Origin of the sequence: Psychrobacter sp. UBA3480 (assembly GCF_002377945.1) — a bacterium.
Lineage (GTDB): Bacteria > Pseudomonadota > Gammaproteobacteria > Pseudomonadales > Moraxellaceae > Psychrobacter.
This window is the reverse complement of sequence record NZ_DFQV01000033.1, coordinates 227,425-242,033: the sequence shown is the minus strand read 5'-3', so window position 1 is coordinate 242,033 and position 14,609 is coordinate 227,425. Positions and strand designations below refer to the sequence as shown.

Genomic DNA, 14,609 nt, shown 5'->3' with positions numbered 1-14,609 from the left:
TCGATCATTTGGTAAGCAGATTAGAAAGTTTTATATCGAATTTTTTATCCGCTATTTACTGACATTGATAACATCATACACTCATATACCTCGACGCTAGAGGTGTTTGTTCATCATGCCAGCAGACTGATTCTTTTTTTAAAGAGGCACGTTTATGTCAGCACAACAATCCAATAAAATTCCTGTACAGCAAGTCGATCTTGATGCAACCAAGCATCGTGTGCATCCGAGGTTTGTCACAGGTTTTTATCAAAATATTCGTGTCATCACGATGTATGCTCTTTTGGCGGCTTTTTTACTTTTGCCATGGCTGCGCTATAATGATAGACAAGCGATATGGTTTGATGTGCCATCTCAGCATTATTATATTTTTGGCATGACGTTTTTGACGCAAGATTTTTATTTTATTGCTGCATTTGCCATTATTGCCGCGTTTACGCTGTTTATGGTGACGGTATATGCAGGGCGCGTTTGGTGTGGTTATGCTTGTCCTCAAACGATATGGACGCATCTATACCAATATGTTGAAAAATGGGTGATTGGCGATCGTAATAAACGCATCAAGTTTGATAAAGCGCCATTAAGTGCGAGCAAAGTATTCAAACGCACGGTTGTGTATTCAATTTGGTTCTTGCTTTCTGTGATTACAGCAGCGACCTTTGTTAGTTATGTGGCGGGAACAGACTCTCTATATCATAGCTGGCAGTCAATAGGAATGATTCCGTTCCCTGATTGGCCAACGTGGGTATGGGTCTCAATGTTTATCTTTACCTTTGCCACTTATGCCAATGCAGGCTACATGCGTGAGCAAATGTGTGTACAGATTTGCCCCTATGGCCGCTTTCAAAGTGTGATGTTTGATAAAGACACATTGATCGTATCTTATGATTATGAACGCGGTGAGCCGCGCGGTGCCCGTAAAAAAGGCACAAACCCAGAGCATTTAGGCGACTGCGTTGAATGTACCATGTGTGTGCAGGTCTGCCCTACTGGTATCGATATTCGTGATGGTTTACAAGTTGCCTGTATCCAATGTGCGGCTTGTATTGATGCCTGTAATGAGGTGATGGATAAGGTCGGCTATCCGCGTGGTCTTATTCGTTATACGACCGAACGTCAGCTAGCAGAAAAAGAGCCAAGCCGTGTACTGCGCCCACGATTATTTGCTTATTTGGCATTATTAGCCGTACTATGTGGCGGTGTTATATATGCGTTAACCGATCGCGTGCCCTTAGAGATTGATATCCGCCGCGACCGTAATCAGTTATCGTCTATCAACAATCAAGGCATGATCGAAAACAGCTATATCGTTAAGCTAACCAATAAGACGCAGGATGCTCATACCTACACGATAACACTGGCACCGCAAAAAGGGCTGAGCTTAGAGCTGCGCTTTAATGACGTACCATTAGAAGCGGGTGAAAGCTTTGATATGCCAGTCAGTATTTATGGTGATCCTGATGTGATAGAGTTTGGCCAAACGCCTGTTACGCTAAATGTGAGCAGCGAAAACGGTAAGTACAAGGTAAGCAAACAAAATATCTTTACGACCCAAGGTCAGTAAATGATTAGCAGACCCATTATTTAATTTCATGTATGTCATTCGGTCGTCTGTAGTTAGTGCAAGTAGTTAAATAACTATTCTAGCTAAAGTCTATCGAATAAATGTTTTACCATTAAACTGGTAGCGCTTAGCCGCCAAATTATCCGTTGATACCATTTGTAGATATATAATGAACAGCTATCTATTGAATGCGTATCTGATGCATAGGTATTTTATGTCTACTCCAGCACCGAACTTTAAACATCAAGATAAGCAGCCATGGTATAAAAATTACATGGTCGTTATCTTTGTGATTGGCATGCCTGCTGCGGTCGTGATCGCTTGTATCTGGTTTGTTTATTACTCTTACCAGATACGTGATAGCGTGGTACGTGACGACTGGTATATGGATGGCAAAACGCTCTATCACGATGTGTCTCGTGACAAGCTCACGTATGACTTAGACTTGCATGGACAAATGCAGTTTGCAGAAAATGGCGATATTGTATTTTATCTTAACTACCCTGAGCAAAGCGTCCAGTCAGGCAAGCTGCTAAACGGTACACCACTTACCTATCCTGATACGTTGGAGCTTTCCATTTCTCATGCAACGGATATCAAAAAAGACCGCGATGTTGTCCTTAAGCATGTTGAGGGCAATAAATACAGCGCCCAAGTCGATATTGATCCTGTAAAAGCCAAGTATTACCTTCAGGTTAGCAATGACGGTAAAGATGATTGGCGTATGCAAGATGTCGCAAAACTGCCTCGTTCAAAGGTCAGCTTTGACCCACTACCAGTTTTTGCTAAGAGTTAATACTGTTAGTAGCACTTAGACGTGAAAAAACCAGCCACTCGTCAGAGATTGGCTGGTTTTTTTTGAGCTATTTAATATTCTACTAATTAATAAGTACTATTTAATATCGTACTAATTTTTCAATTACTAAATCACAGGATTAATCGTTGGAATCTTCTGTGTTTTACGCTCGCTTTGCGCGGCTTTATCCGTCTTTGTCGAATAAGGCTTATCACTAGCGAACTTAGGATTGAACGTTTGCGTCCTTGGTGATACAGGTAAACCAATCTCAGCCAAACTATCCGTCTGCCCAGCTTGAATATTGTCGCCTTCAAATAAACGCTCATCGTTATCGCGATCAAGACTGAGTGTTTCAAAATCAAACAATTCACGATCAGCTAATTGTGATGGCGCGACGTTTTGCATTGCCTTAAAGATAGAAGCCAAACGCTGCGGGTGAGCATCATCCCATTCACGTAACATATCGTTGATGATGGCGCGTTGTAGATTGGTCTGGCTACCACATAGATTACAAGGAATGATTGGAAATTCTTTTAATTTGGCATATTCAATAATGTCTTTCTCTTCGACATAGGCCAATGGGCGAATCAGCATATTTTGCTTGTCATCACTCAGTAGCTTGGGCGGCATTGATTTGAGCGCACCACCATGGAATAAGTTCAAAAAGAAGGTTGCCAGCATATCGTCACGATGATGGCCAAGGGCAATCTTAGTCGCCCCAATCTGTTTGGCAAAGCCATATAGTGAACCGCGGCGTAGACGTGAGCATGCAGAGCAGTAAGTCTTGCCTTCTGGCACCACGCTTTTGACGATGCTATAGGTGTCTTTTTCTAAAATATAGTGGGCGATGCCCTGCTCGTTTAGATACGCAGGTAAGATGTCTTCCGGATAGCCTGGCTGCTTTTGATCAAGATTCACCGCGACGATATCAAAATGAATTGGTGCAATGCGTTTTAGCAGCAATAAAATATCGAGTAAGGTATAGCTGTCTTTACCACCCGAAACACAAACCATCACCACATCGCCATCTTCGATCATATTAAAATCGCGGATTGCCCAAGAGACTTGGCGACGCAGCTTCTTTTGTAGTTTACGAAAGTACGCTGACTCGTTAGGTGCTTGCGCATCGGCACACTGCTCGTCAATCATGTCCTCATCATTGCCATCTTCAGAGACGTCATCGTACTCTCTGCTATCAGTATCGGTGTCCAAAGCCTGACTATCAAAGCTCATTGCATCAGATACATCATCAGCTTGAGAAGGAATATTTGGCGTAAATAAGGTTGCTGCGGTCATAAGTTACTCAATATCTTTATAAGGGTGATTTTACTATAAAGCGATTTGCGATAAGGCTTTTAAAGCATTATCACCAATGTCATGTGACTGATACTTTAAAAGCTGCGATTATAACAAATATTGCTAACAGATTGAAAAGATGACAGTAATACCGACTTTATTTTATTGCAGTGCTATGTAAACTAGCTTTAGTAGCTTAGTGACGGGTGATTGGTCGCTTCGTGGTTCTGTAATAGACGTATTTTTGCTAAAATAGCCGTTTTCGTAAACCAATAATAGATATCACTATGACTAACGTTACTTTGCAAAATACCTCCAATCAAGTATCAGATGCTGATTTAGCTACTCTTACCAAAAGCCAAAATGCGGTTGTCCTTTTATCAGGTGGTCTCGATTCGGTGACTTGCTTATATTGGGCAAAAGCGCGCTATGCATCAGTGACAGCAGTCAGCTTTAACTATGGTCAACGTCATAATAGTGAACTTGTGGCCGCAAAGACCATCGCTGAGACAGCAGGCGTCAATCATAGAATCATTGATATTGATATCGCACAACTGGGTGGCTCTTCACTGACAGACCACAGTATGATCGTGCCAGATGGTGATTCGGACAAATTCCCTAGCAAAAAACGCGATGAGATTGATAACGACGCTATCCCGAATACCTACGTGCCTGCGCGTAACACTATCTTCTTATCATACGCGTTAGCAGTCGCCGAAGTCGCTGATGCCAATCATATCGTCATCGGTGTCAGCTCAGTTGACTATTCTGGCTACCCTGATTGTCGCCCAGAGTATATAGCTGCCTTTGAACATATGGCCAATCTCGCAACAAAAGCAGGCGTTACTGGTCATCGCTTATCGATTCAAACGCCATTGCAGCAATTATCAAAAGCCCAAACTATTGAGCTTGGTCTGTCATTAGGTGTCGATTACGGACAGACGATTTCTTGTTATCGTGCAGATGCCAATGGTCTTGCTTGCGGTGTTTGTGATAGCTGCGCATTACGTCGTCAAGGCTTTGCCCAAGCTGGCGTCACTGACCCTACTCATTATCAGTCTTAATTAATTTTAGTCGGTTATATATAAATTGGATAAGGTATCAAGCGCGCTTATTCCGCTATCCTTCCTTATGTCTAAATCATATCGAACCAACTATGCATTAACGCTAAATGTTGCGTGGTATGATGATACCCATCAACATTCGCGCAACATTCGCTTGCATTAACACAGCACGTCGTTCTTGTATTCTAATCGACATACTTGCTATCGTATGAACGATTATATTTATCGAAAGATGTAACTGACGATATCGGTCACTCATATATTAATGAGTTGACTTTGCATTGAGCAAAAGATAAAAAATTGACGCTACCCGTAAGAGGAAATTTATGAAGTTGTTGCCAGTACTACCCTTAGCCTTAGCGGCCCTGTTTGCCATGCCACAAGCCAACGCTGCTGACATTAAGCAAGACAATATCAATTCATGTGTCAATGGCGCAGTCAAATACAAAGTCGCTGACAAAAGCAACGCAACCAAACTATGTAACTGTACTATTGGCGTGCGCAGCAACATGACTATCGGTCAAATGTGGGAAATCGAAAGCTACGCACAAGATAAGAAAGACCCTTCTAATCTGCCATATGTGAAGGCAATGCAAAAAGATTTGCAACAGTGCACCGTTGGCTTGGATTTGAAGAAGCCACAAAAACCTGCGTAACCTCTAATCGCTTGATATACAAAAGACTGGCCATTGCCAGTCTTTTTTGTTGCCAATGAATGGGCAAAGTGTAAAACTGATTATTTATTTCTACTAATCTGCCTATAATAAGAACACTATAAATAGAACCATCATTAAGCCAATACACATAACTAAAACTAATAAGGATTTTACAATGGCCAAGCCAACAACAGAAACCATTCACCTACCTGATTTTCCAGTAACCATAGTACGCAAACTTGCTGGTAACTTTATTCATGATGAAATCAGTTTAAAAGAAATGGTCGCCAATACCGATAAAGGCCTTATTCTCTATTTTTATCCCAAAGATAATACGCCAGGCTGCACCACACAGGCAACAGAGTTTACCTCGCACCTCCATGACTTCGATGAATTAGGCTACGACATCATCGGCGTCTCTCGTGACAGTGTTGAATCTCATGAAAAATTTATCGACAAATATGACTTACAGATTCCACTCATCAGTGACGCTGATGAAAAGCTATGCCAGTATTTTGAAGTTATCAAAGAAAAAAATATGTACGGCAAAGTTACGCTAGGTCTTGTACGTTCGGCATTTGTATTCAATAAAAACAGTGAACTGACTCATGCCCAGCGTAACCTACGTGCCAAAGACTATACGAGTCGCTTACTAACTATATTGGCGCCGTAATCATTGGTTCTGTAATCAAATCAATATTCATCATAAAAACGATAAAAACCGAATAAAAAATATAAGCCAAGCATTCAGTCTATTACTGAATATAACCTTGCCCCTATTAGAGAATAATATGAATAAACAATCTGGCACGACCACTGACGATACGCCGAAAGAAGTCACGCGTAAAGTATCTGTCGCTATTATTGGCGCGGGTACCGCAGGTCAAAACGCTTTTCGCCAAGCAAGTAAAATCAAAGATGACGTTGTCATTATTAATGAAGGATTTTGGACCACGACCTGTATTGCGGTCGGCTGTATGCCTAGTAAGCTGTTAATTGCAGCGGCGGATCGCGCACATGATGCCAACCATTCTGCTGAATTTGGTATCCATGCGACCGCGCAAATTGATGGCAAACGAGTCATGGAGCGTGTGCGTGACGAACGCAGTCATTTTGCTAGCTACATTAAAAAACAAGTAGACAGCTGGCCTGATCATAAAAAAATCGACGGTCGTGCTCGTATCAATGAGCAAAGGCTAATCGAGGTCAATGATGAGCTGATTGCTGCTGAGCAAATCATTGTCGCCACAGGTAGCTCGCCGTTTATTCCTGATGGATGGGCGGATAAGCTTGGTGATACCATGCTAACGTCTGATAGTGTTTTTGAGCTTGAAGATTTGCCAAAGACTATGGCTGTCGTCGGTGCTGGTGCTATTGGCCTAGAGCTTGCACAAGCATTCACACGTTTAGGTGTGGAAGTTACGCTGCTAAACCGTGCCAAACAAGTGGCTGGTCTAAAAGACGATGATATTAATAATAAAGCCATGGATTGCTTAAGTCATGAATTAACCATGCATCTAGGCAGCGAAATTACCGATGTAGGCACAAAAGTAGATGAAGGTAATAAAAGTGCATTTATCGAGTATGAAGACAGCGCTGGTGAGTCCCAGCAATGGCAAGGTGAGTACGTCTTAGTTGCTACTGGTCGTCGCAATAATATTAAGCAGCTAGGTGTCGAAAACTTGGGCGTTGAGCTAGACGATAAGAACCGTCCAAAAAACTTGAGTAAAAAAACAGGCCAAATTGGCGACTTAAACGTCTATATCGTTGGTGATGCCAATGCTAATATTCCGTTACTGCATGTGGCCAGCGATGAAGGCTATAGTGCGGGCAGCATGGTCTGTGAAAACACAGAAGCGGCCTATATTCGCCCACCTGCGACGCCGTTTTCTATCGTATTCTGCTCACCGCAAATCGTCAATGTTGGTATGTCGCTACCAGAGATTCAAAAAGATTCAGAACTCGAATTCGTCATCGGTAGTGTGAGCTTTGATAATCAAGGACGTAGCCGTGTAATGGGTGTCAACTGCGGTTTACTACATATCTATGGCTGCAAAAAGACAGACAGAATTTTGGGCGCTAGTATGGTCGGTCCTGACGCTGAATATATCGGTCATATACTTGCTACAGCGATTACCAATGATTTGAGTATTAAAGATATGCTCGACACCCCTTTTTATCATCCAACGATACTAGAGGGTCTACGTACGGCGCTACGTGATGTTCAATATAAAATGGAGATACCTTTCCAATCTCTAGATACCCAAAAGGATAATTCTTAATCGACCCTTTAGCTAAGTCCTCAAGTCAATAATGCTTTCAAGTTGGTAGTAATTAGCATTAATCATTGCTCTTATTTGATTGCCTTGACGACTTGAGGTAATTTATAAATAGATATTCGTTTACAACTTTTTGTACAAACACATCCTGCATGGACGAAAAAATGCCAATCGCTAGTGTTACCGACTTTTTTAAAGAGATCGTTCGCGACTTACATACTAGCCTATATCTTGCTCTCGGCGGCTCTATCGATGAAGAGTCACTTAATTGGTCCTCTCAAGCAGTAGAATTGGCGAGCACTGGCATCAAAATCCTAATACTGCTTGCGGTATTGGGATTTTTTTATTGGTTGGCCAATTATATCCTTAGGCAAAGCCGTGCTAAAATTCGGTTAAATGAGCGCCGCACCAAGATTGTCCGTTCAGTTTTGCGCTATGTCTGGATTGTTGCCAGTCTGATAGCGATTATGAGTCAGATAAACTTTGAGCCAGAAACCATCAAAGCCACCGTAAAGGCAAGCACTTGGGCGGGCATCTATTACGTACTTTGGGCATCATCAGGACAAATCATTCACAGAGTCCTACAGCACTATGGTCTCAATGCTTCAATAGAGCAGCTACTCAAGAACATTTTATCTGTACTACTATTGGTACTCGGGCTGGCCAGCGTCATGGCTCAATTTGGCTTCGACATTGTATCGTTAGTGGCGGGCTTGGGTATTGTTGGTTTGGCAGTAGGTTTTGCCGCTCAGTCTACCCTTGCTAATTTTATCGCTGGTATCACCATTCTGCTTGAGCAGTCTTTTCAAGTCGGTGATTGGATTCATATCAATGACAATGAAGGGCGTGTGGTACTTATCGCGTTGCGCACCACTCATATCCTCACTCGAGACAATATCACTGTCATTATCCCAAACTCCAACGTTGCCTCATCAGAAGTCATCAACCTGACTTCCAAAAACTTTATTCGTTTTGATATTCGTGTACGTATCGCGTTCGAAGATGATATTGAGACAGCTCGCAAGGAAATTTTGCAAGTACTTAGCGATACCGATGCGGTGCTTAATCGTCCTGAGACCTCAGCGACCGTGGCAGAAATTGGCGAGTATGGGGTGTTCTTTATCGTACGCTTTTGGGTCAAACCAGCAGCCGTTGCCCGCATCCCCAAAATCAAAGAAGTGCTGCAAGAAGAGATTAAAATTGCGTTTGATGCGGCTAATATTTCTACGCCCTATCCGCATATGCGACTGCTAATGCCAAAGGATGTTGACTACCCTATCGCAACTAAGCCCTTTGCGACCACCACTCAAATCGTCCCAGAGGAATTACCACTGACGAAAGGTGAGTAGAGAATTTGCTTTCCCATATTTAACTATCACATCTTAAAATCTTAAACACGGCTACTTTGAACCATCCTACTGTGAATTATGGTAAAATTGCCGGTTACACCGATTATCTTATTATTTGCTTTTTTGTCAATTTAGCCCACAGGTACCCGTATGACCGAACAAACCGCGCCCGCATCTCTAACAGCAGCTTCACCAGAGTTGTCGCTTGATCTTATTATTACCTGTGCCGATGGGCTTGAAGCACCACTGCAGACTGAGCTAACCAGCCTTGGCATTGACAGCGAAATCAAAAGTACCGGCCGTCTAGCCGTAACTGGTGGTTTACGTGAGCTATATACCATCTGCCTATGGTCACGCGTGGCCTCGCGCGTATTGATGCTGATTAAACGTAAAAACATCAATGCAGAATACGACGTTGCAGAGCAGCTATACGGCTTGGCAAAATCGGTCAATTGGACTGAGCAATTTAGCCTAGAGCAAACCTTTGCTATTCGTCTGTCTGTCGATAAGCGTGTCGCTGTCAGTCAGCAATTTGCCATGCTACGTATCAAAGATGCGATTGCCGATACCTTTAACGAAGTTTACGACAGCCGTCCTAACGTCGATAGCAAAAACCCAGACTTCTCTGTTTTTGCTACCATTAATGACAAGCAAGCCGAGCTATATCTAGATTTGTCAGGTACCAGTTTACATCGCCGTGGTTACCGTGTGGCCATGACAGAAGCACCATTAAAAGAAAACTTAGCAGCTGCCCTACTCTATAGTGCTGGTTGGCACAAGAAAAACGAAGCTGGCGATGCACCTTTCTATAATGCGTTAATCGACCCAATGTGCGGTTCTGGAACTTTCCTTATCGAAGCGCTATTGATGCATTGCGACTATGCCGTGGGTATCGACAAAGCTGCCAATCAATTTGGTTTTTACCAGTGGCAGCACCATGACGAGACGTTATGGCAAGAAATGATCGATGATGCTCAAACACGTTTCCGCGAAGCATTAGAGATTGCCAATGAGCAGCCTGATACGTTGCCGCTTATGCTGGGCTTTGATGCTGATAGTGGTGCGATCCTCGCCACAGAAAAAAACTTAATTGCCGCAGGTCTACAGGACATTTTACCGCTACTCGATATCGAGCATCGTGCGCTTGACCAACTCAGTAACGTGCTTAAGCCCTTAGTCAATGAAGGTCGATTGAGCAATCCTTTGGTCATTACCAACCCACCGTATGGTGAGCGTTTGGGTGATGAAGAAATGATTAAGCCGTTGTATCAAGCAATTGGGCTGATATTGCAAGACAGCTTTGCCGGTAGTGGCATTGACCCGATGCTTGGCATATTGGCCTCTCATGTTGAACAAGTAGATATTCTACCAATCAAAGAACCAAAAACCTTACGCTGTCATAATGGTGCTATCACCGTCTATTTCCGCTACGGAACGCTTATCGCTGGGCAAACGGGCAATCTTGTTAGTCGTTTTGAGAAACGCGAGATTGAAGTAGAAGATGGTCAAGACTTCATTAACCGTCTGCAAAAAAACCTTGCTAAACTCAAGAAACTGGCCAAAAAAGACAATGTAAGCAACATTCGTGTTTACGATGCTGATTTACCTGATTTCAAAGTTGCGATCGACTTGTACGGTGATTATGCACATGTACAAGAATATGCACCACCAAAGACCATCCCACCTGAAACTGCGAAGAAACGTTTTAATTTGGCATTGATGGGTATCCGTGAAGTCTTTGATATTAACCGTGAACAGATCTTTATCAAAACGCGTGCCCGTCAGTCTGGCAACGATCAGTACAGCAAACAGAACACCACAGAAAAACGTGGTAAGTTTCATGTTGCGCGCGAAGATGGCGCTTACCTTTATGTCAATTTTACAGATTACTTAGATACTGGTCTGTTTATCGATCACCGTAATATGCGTGCTCGTATCAAGGACAACAGCCGCGGTAAAGCCGTACTTAACCTGTTTGCTTATACTTGTACCGCAAGTGTGCATGCAGCGCTTGCTGGTGCGAAAAAAGTCACTAGCGTTGATTTGTCACAGAACTATCTAGATTGGGGCAAACAAAACTTTGTCTTGAACGGTTTGGACGTTAGCCGCAATAAGTACCAGTTCGTTGCTGCCGATATCTTTGAGTGGATAAAAGACAATACCGAACAGTTCGATGTTATCTTTATTGATCCACCGACTTTCTCAAATTCTAAGAAGTTTCAAGGTACTTTTGATGTGCAACGTGACCATGCTGCATTGATTAATCGTGCGATGAACCGCCTAACCTCTGATGGTGTCTTGTACTTTTCTAACAACTTTACGCGTTTTGAGCTAGATGAACAGTTGACTCAGCGTTATGACATCATTGATATCACGCAAAAAACCATTGGCTTTGATTTCAATATCAAAAAACCGATTCATCAAAGCTTTGAGATTCGTCATCGTCAAAGTCTATAATTCGAAGTTTTAGATTTATAGTTTAGAATCTAAAGTCCGTAAATAGGATTTTGATAAATAAAACTATAGATTTATAGTCGCAGCATAAGTACCTGAAACTTCTGTTTTTTGCCGAATGTATATGAAATATAACAATGGCCCAATCAGCTTTGATTGGGCCATTTTTTGTTGCTATGATAGAGCGTTACTAGGCGATGGATTTGCGCAGTTATTGCGTAAGCATCGCCTTTTTTCGATTACTTTATAAAACCACTAACGTCTAATAAAAAGGATAACACCATGGCTTTATCACTTAATAAAGGCGGTAATTTATCGCTAACGAAAACCGACCCAAATTTAACCAAGCTACTTATCGGTCTTGGTTGGGATGAGCGCGCCACTTCTGGTGCTGAGTTCGATCTTGATGCTAGCGTTTTTTTGCTAAATGGCGCGGGCAAAGTGCGCGGCGATCATGACTTTATCTTTTATAATCAGCTGAAGTCTGACAATGGCGCTGTCGAGCATACTGGTGACAACCGTACTGGCGAAGGCGACGGTGATGATGAGGTTATCAAAGTCAACCTCACACAAGTACCTGCTGATGTAGATAAAGTAGTCGTGACAGTGACTATCCATGACGCTGCTGCTCGCAGCCAGAACTTTGGTCAGGTCGCCAATGCCTTTATCCGTGTCGTCAATGAGGAAACAGGAACTGAAGTGGTACGTTTTGATTTAGCAGAAGACTACTCTGTAGAGACAGCGATGGTGTTTGGCGAAGTATATCGTCACAACGGCGAATGGAAATTCCGTGCTGTTGGTCAGGGCTATTCAGGTGGCTTGCAAGCGATGTGTCAGCAATACGGTGTTGATATCTAAAACCATTATTTACTGGTCTTTAGTCTGTTATTAGTCACCGTCATCACGTCCAAAATAGCAAACCGCCATCGTTGCAAATAGTCACAATTTTTAATGGCCAAATGACTAGTAATGCTTTACGTTTCGTTTAAAATTATGCATAAAAAGTGGTTAGTAATAACCGCTTTTTTGCGGTTCATGCCTATACTAGGTAGACCTTAGCTTTACGCAACCATACAGGATGTGTCATGAGACATTTTTATTTAGACTTTATCTTCACCGCAATTGCTTTGGCAATAGCAGCATGGTGGGGATATTCACATGGCGGTATGGGTGGCATGATAGCCACTCTTTCTATTACCGCTATTTTGGCCGTCATGGAGATTTCATTATCTTTTGATAATGCGGTGGTCAATGCTTCAGTCCTTAAGGGCTGGGACGAATTTTGGAAAAAGATATTTTTAACCGTTGGTATCCTAATCGCCGTATTCGGTATGCGATTGGTCTTCCCTATTGTCATCGTCGCGGTTACTGCCGACCTTGGTATGATGGAAGTCATCAACTTGGCTTTATATAGCCCTGAAGAATACTCGGCAAGACTAATGGCACACCATGCGGAAATCTCAGCATTTGGTGGTATTTTCTTACTATTGGTATTCTTGAACTTTATTTTTGATGACAAAGAAGTACATTGGTTTGACTGGCTTGAGAGCCGTTTAGCCAAGCTAGGCAAAGTCGATGCCATGAGCGTATTTGTAGCGCTTATCGTCTTGATGATTGCGGTATCGTGGGCCAATGCAGAGCAGTCAAGTGCTGTCCTAATCGCAGGTGTTTGGGGTATCTTGGTTTATCTGGGCGTACAGGTTGTATCAGGTATGCTTGAAGGTGATCTGGAAGAAGACCTAGAAAATGAAGAAAATGGTTCGGGCGCTGCGGCGACCAGTGCCATTATGAAGGGCGGTATCATTGGTTTCTTATACTTAGAAGTCCTAGATGCCTCATTCAGTTTCGATGGTGTGATTGGCGCATTTGCAATCACCAATGACGTGATTGTTATCATGTTAGGTCTTGCAATTGGTGCGATGTTCGTACGTTCTATGACTATCTTCTTGGTAGACAAAGGCACGCTTGACGAGTTCATCTATCTTGAGCATGGCGCACATTATGCCATCGGCGCATTGGCACTGATTATGCTATTGTCAGTGAAGTTCCATGTACCAGAGATTATCACTGGTCTGATTGGTATTGCCTTTATTGGTTGGGCACTACTAGCGTCACTTCAGCATCGTAAAGCTGAGAAAGCAAGCCTAAACTAAGGCGTGTTCTCAGTGTAGTCTGTATCTAGTTATACATCTAAGCAGGTCATATCATCAGGTATGGCCTGTTTTTTTTCACATTATTTCGCCATACTGTCAGGTCTTGTAGAAGCCCCAAAATATCGGAATAACCCATAATTGAGACAATCAATGGTTAAAATTACGTTTGCCCTGTTACTATTACCCTATCTTCAGTTAAAATCCTCATCTTTAAATAACTTGTCGAAATAAGACCCTATAAACGATATGCAAAAAATTCTTGATGATATTGCCGCAGAGATGGCAAGAGAAACTGACCGCGGCAAAGTGGCAGATTATATTCCGCAATTGGCTCATGTCGATCCGAACCAGTTCGGTATAGCTGTAGCGACTCCTGATGGGCATATGTATGCAGCAGGTGATGCAAGCACTCTGTTTTCCATCCAAAGTATCTCTAAGGTATTTACCTTAACCATTGGTCTTGGCAAGCTAGGCGATACACTTTGGACACACGTCGGACGCGAACCATCTGGCGATCCTTTTAATTCAATTGTGATGCTCGAGCATGAGTCTGGCCGACCGCGCAATCCTTTTATCAATGCTGGGGCAATCGCAGTTGTCGACGCCATTATGATGGGACATGAGCCAAAAGAGACACTGGGTGAAATCCTGCAGTTTGTTCACCTCATTGCAGATGATGAGTCAATTCGCTTTGATCATAAAGTAGCGGCTTCTGAGATGGCGCACAAGGACCGGAATGCCTCTCTGGCGCACTTTATGAAATCCTTTGGTCGTTTAAGACACGATGTGGATAATGTATTAGGTACGTATTTTCATCAGTGCTCAATTGCAATGAGTTGCCAACAGTTGGCCAGTGCCGGTCTTTATTTAGTGTCTAACGGAGTTGATAAGCACTCAGGAGTACGTGTAATCAATGAAAAACGAGCACGCCGTATTAACTCATTGATGATGATGTGTGGTCATTATGATGGTTCTGGTGAATTTGCTTACCGTGTGGG

At 42.8% G+C, this 14,609-nt stretch carries 12 protein-coding genes; 11 read left to right on the top strand and 1 reads right to left on the bottom strand.

Features of this window, described 5'->3' with window-relative positions; all coding sequences use genetic code 11:
• Positions 1-154 precede the first annotated feature (154 nt).
• The gene (ccoG, locus tag B2863_RS13960) at positions 155-1,564 is read left to right on the top strand and encodes a cytochrome c oxidase accessory protein CcoG (protein ID WP_296211602.1); all 1,410 of its coding nucleotides are present in this window, start codon (positions 155-157) and stop codon (positions 1,562-1,564) included.
• Positions 1,565-1,778: 214 nt separating this feature from the next.
• Complete coding sequence (locus tag B2863_RS13955; protein ID WP_057760810.1) at positions 1,779-2,360, top strand: FixH family protein; 582 nt, start codon at positions 1,779-1,781, stop codon at positions 2,358-2,360.
• A 126-nt stretch (positions 2,361-2,486) separates the two neighbouring features.
• Here the strand turns inward: B2863_RS13955 and ttcA are convergent, their stop codons facing one another.
• Positions 2,487-3,593: a tRNA 2-thiocytidine(32) synthetase TtcA gene (gene ttcA / locus B2863_RS13950; protein ID WP_296211831.1), complete on the bottom strand. Its 1,107-nt coding sequence runs from the start codon at positions 3,591-3,593 to the stop codon at positions 2,487-2,489.
• 350 nt (positions 3,594-3,943) lie between these two features.
• On the opposite strand from ttcA, the gene queC reads away from it, so the two are divergent.
• The 9 genes from queC to B2863_RS13905 form a co-directional block, all read left to right on the top strand.
• On the top strand, positions 3,944-4,720 hold the full coding sequence (queC, locus tag B2863_RS13945; RefSeq protein ID WP_296211599.1) for a 7-cyano-7-deazaguanine synthase QueC: 777 nt from the start codon (positions 3,944-3,946) through the stop codon (positions 4,718-4,720).
• Positions 4,721-5,046: 326 nt separating this feature from the next.
• Complete coding sequence (locus B2863_RS13940; RefSeq protein ID WP_057760815.1) at positions 5,047-5,376, top strand: hypothetical protein; 330 nt, start codon at positions 5,047-5,049, stop codon at positions 5,374-5,376.
• A 175-nt stretch (positions 5,377-5,551) separates the two neighbouring features.
• Complete coding sequence (locus B2863_RS13935; protein WP_296211597.1) at positions 5,552-6,049, top strand: peroxiredoxin; 498 nt, start codon at positions 5,552-5,554, stop codon at positions 6,047-6,049.
• A gap of 118 nt (positions 6,050-6,167) precedes the next feature.
• The gene (locus tag B2863_RS13930) at positions 6,168-7,658 is read left to right on the top strand and encodes a dihydrolipoyl dehydrogenase (protein ID WP_296211595.1); all 1,491 of its coding nucleotides are present in this window, start codon (positions 6,168-6,170) and stop codon (positions 7,656-7,658) included.
• Between the two features lie 161 nt (positions 7,659-7,819).
• Positions 7,820-9,004 carry a mechanosensitive ion channel family protein gene (locus B2863_RS13925; RefSeq protein ID WP_296211593.1) on the top strand — a complete coding sequence of 395 codons (1,185 nt, stop codon included), beginning with the start codon at positions 7,820-7,822 and terminating at the stop codon, positions 9,002-9,004.
• Between the two features lie 150 nt (positions 9,005-9,154).
• Positions 9,155-11,461, top strand: coding sequence for a bifunctional 23S rRNA (guanine(2069)-N(7))-methyltransferase RlmK/23S rRNA (guanine(2445)-N(2))-methyltransferase RlmL (gene rlmKL / locus B2863_RS13920; protein ID WP_296211591.1), 2,307 nt, complete (start codon positions 9,155-9,157; stop codon positions 11,459-11,461).
• Between the two features lie 279 nt (positions 11,462-11,740).
• Positions 11,741-12,316: a TerD family protein gene (locus B2863_RS13915; RefSeq protein WP_057760825.1), complete on the top strand. Its 576-nt coding sequence runs from the start codon at positions 11,741-11,743 to the stop codon at positions 12,314-12,316.
• 227 nt (positions 12,317-12,543) lie between these two features.
• Complete coding sequence (locus B2863_RS13910) at positions 12,544-13,611, top strand: DUF475 domain-containing protein (protein ID WP_057760827.1); 1,068 nt, start codon at positions 12,544-12,546, stop codon at positions 13,609-13,611.
• A gap of 246 nt (positions 13,612-13,857) precedes the next feature.
• Positions 13,858-14,609 (top strand): glutaminase (locus B2863_RS13905; protein ID WP_296211589.1); only part of this gene is annotated, 752 nt, incomplete at its 3' end.

What these genes read in the sequence shown, in the direction of transcription:
- ccoG (WP_296211602.1), top strand. Translation starts at nt 155, where the DNA reads ATGTCAGCACAACAATCCAATAAAATTCCTGTACAGCAAGTCGATCTT.
- B2863_RS13955 (WP_057760810.1), top strand. Translation starts at nt 1,779, where the DNA reads ATGTCTACTCCAGCACCGAACTTTAAACATCAAGATAAGCAGCCATGG.
- ttcA (WP_296211831.1), bottom strand. Translation starts at nt 3,593, where the DNA reads ATGAGCTTTGATAGTCAGGCTTTGGACACCGATACTGATAGCAGAGAG.
- queC (WP_296211599.1), top strand. Translation starts at nt 3,944, where the DNA reads ATGACTAACGTTACTTTGCAAAATACCTCCAATCAAGTATCAGATGCT.
- B2863_RS13940 (WP_057760815.1), top strand. Translation starts at nt 5,047, where the DNA reads ATGAAGTTGTTGCCAGTACTACCCTTAGCCTTAGCGGCCCTGTTTGCC.
- B2863_RS13935 (WP_296211597.1), top strand. Translation starts at nt 5,552, where the DNA reads ATGGCCAAGCCAACAACAGAAACCATTCACCTACCTGATTTTCCAGTA.
- B2863_RS13930 (WP_296211595.1), top strand. Translation starts at nt 6,168, where the DNA reads ATGAATAAACAATCTGGCACGACCACTGACGATACGCCGAAAGAAGTC.
- B2863_RS13925 (WP_296211593.1), top strand. Translation starts at nt 7,820, where the DNA reads ATGCCAATCGCTAGTGTTACCGACTTTTTTAAAGAGATCGTTCGCGAC.
- rlmKL (WP_296211591.1), top strand. Translation starts at nt 9,155, where the DNA reads ATGACCGAACAAACCGCGCCCGCATCTCTAACAGCAGCTTCACCAGAG.
- B2863_RS13915 (WP_057760825.1), top strand. Translation starts at nt 11,741, where the DNA reads ATGGCTTTATCACTTAATAAAGGCGGTAATTTATCGCTAACGAAAACC.
- B2863_RS13910 (WP_057760827.1), top strand. Translation starts at nt 12,544, where the DNA reads ATGAGACATTTTTATTTAGACTTTATCTTCACCGCAATTGCTTTGGCA.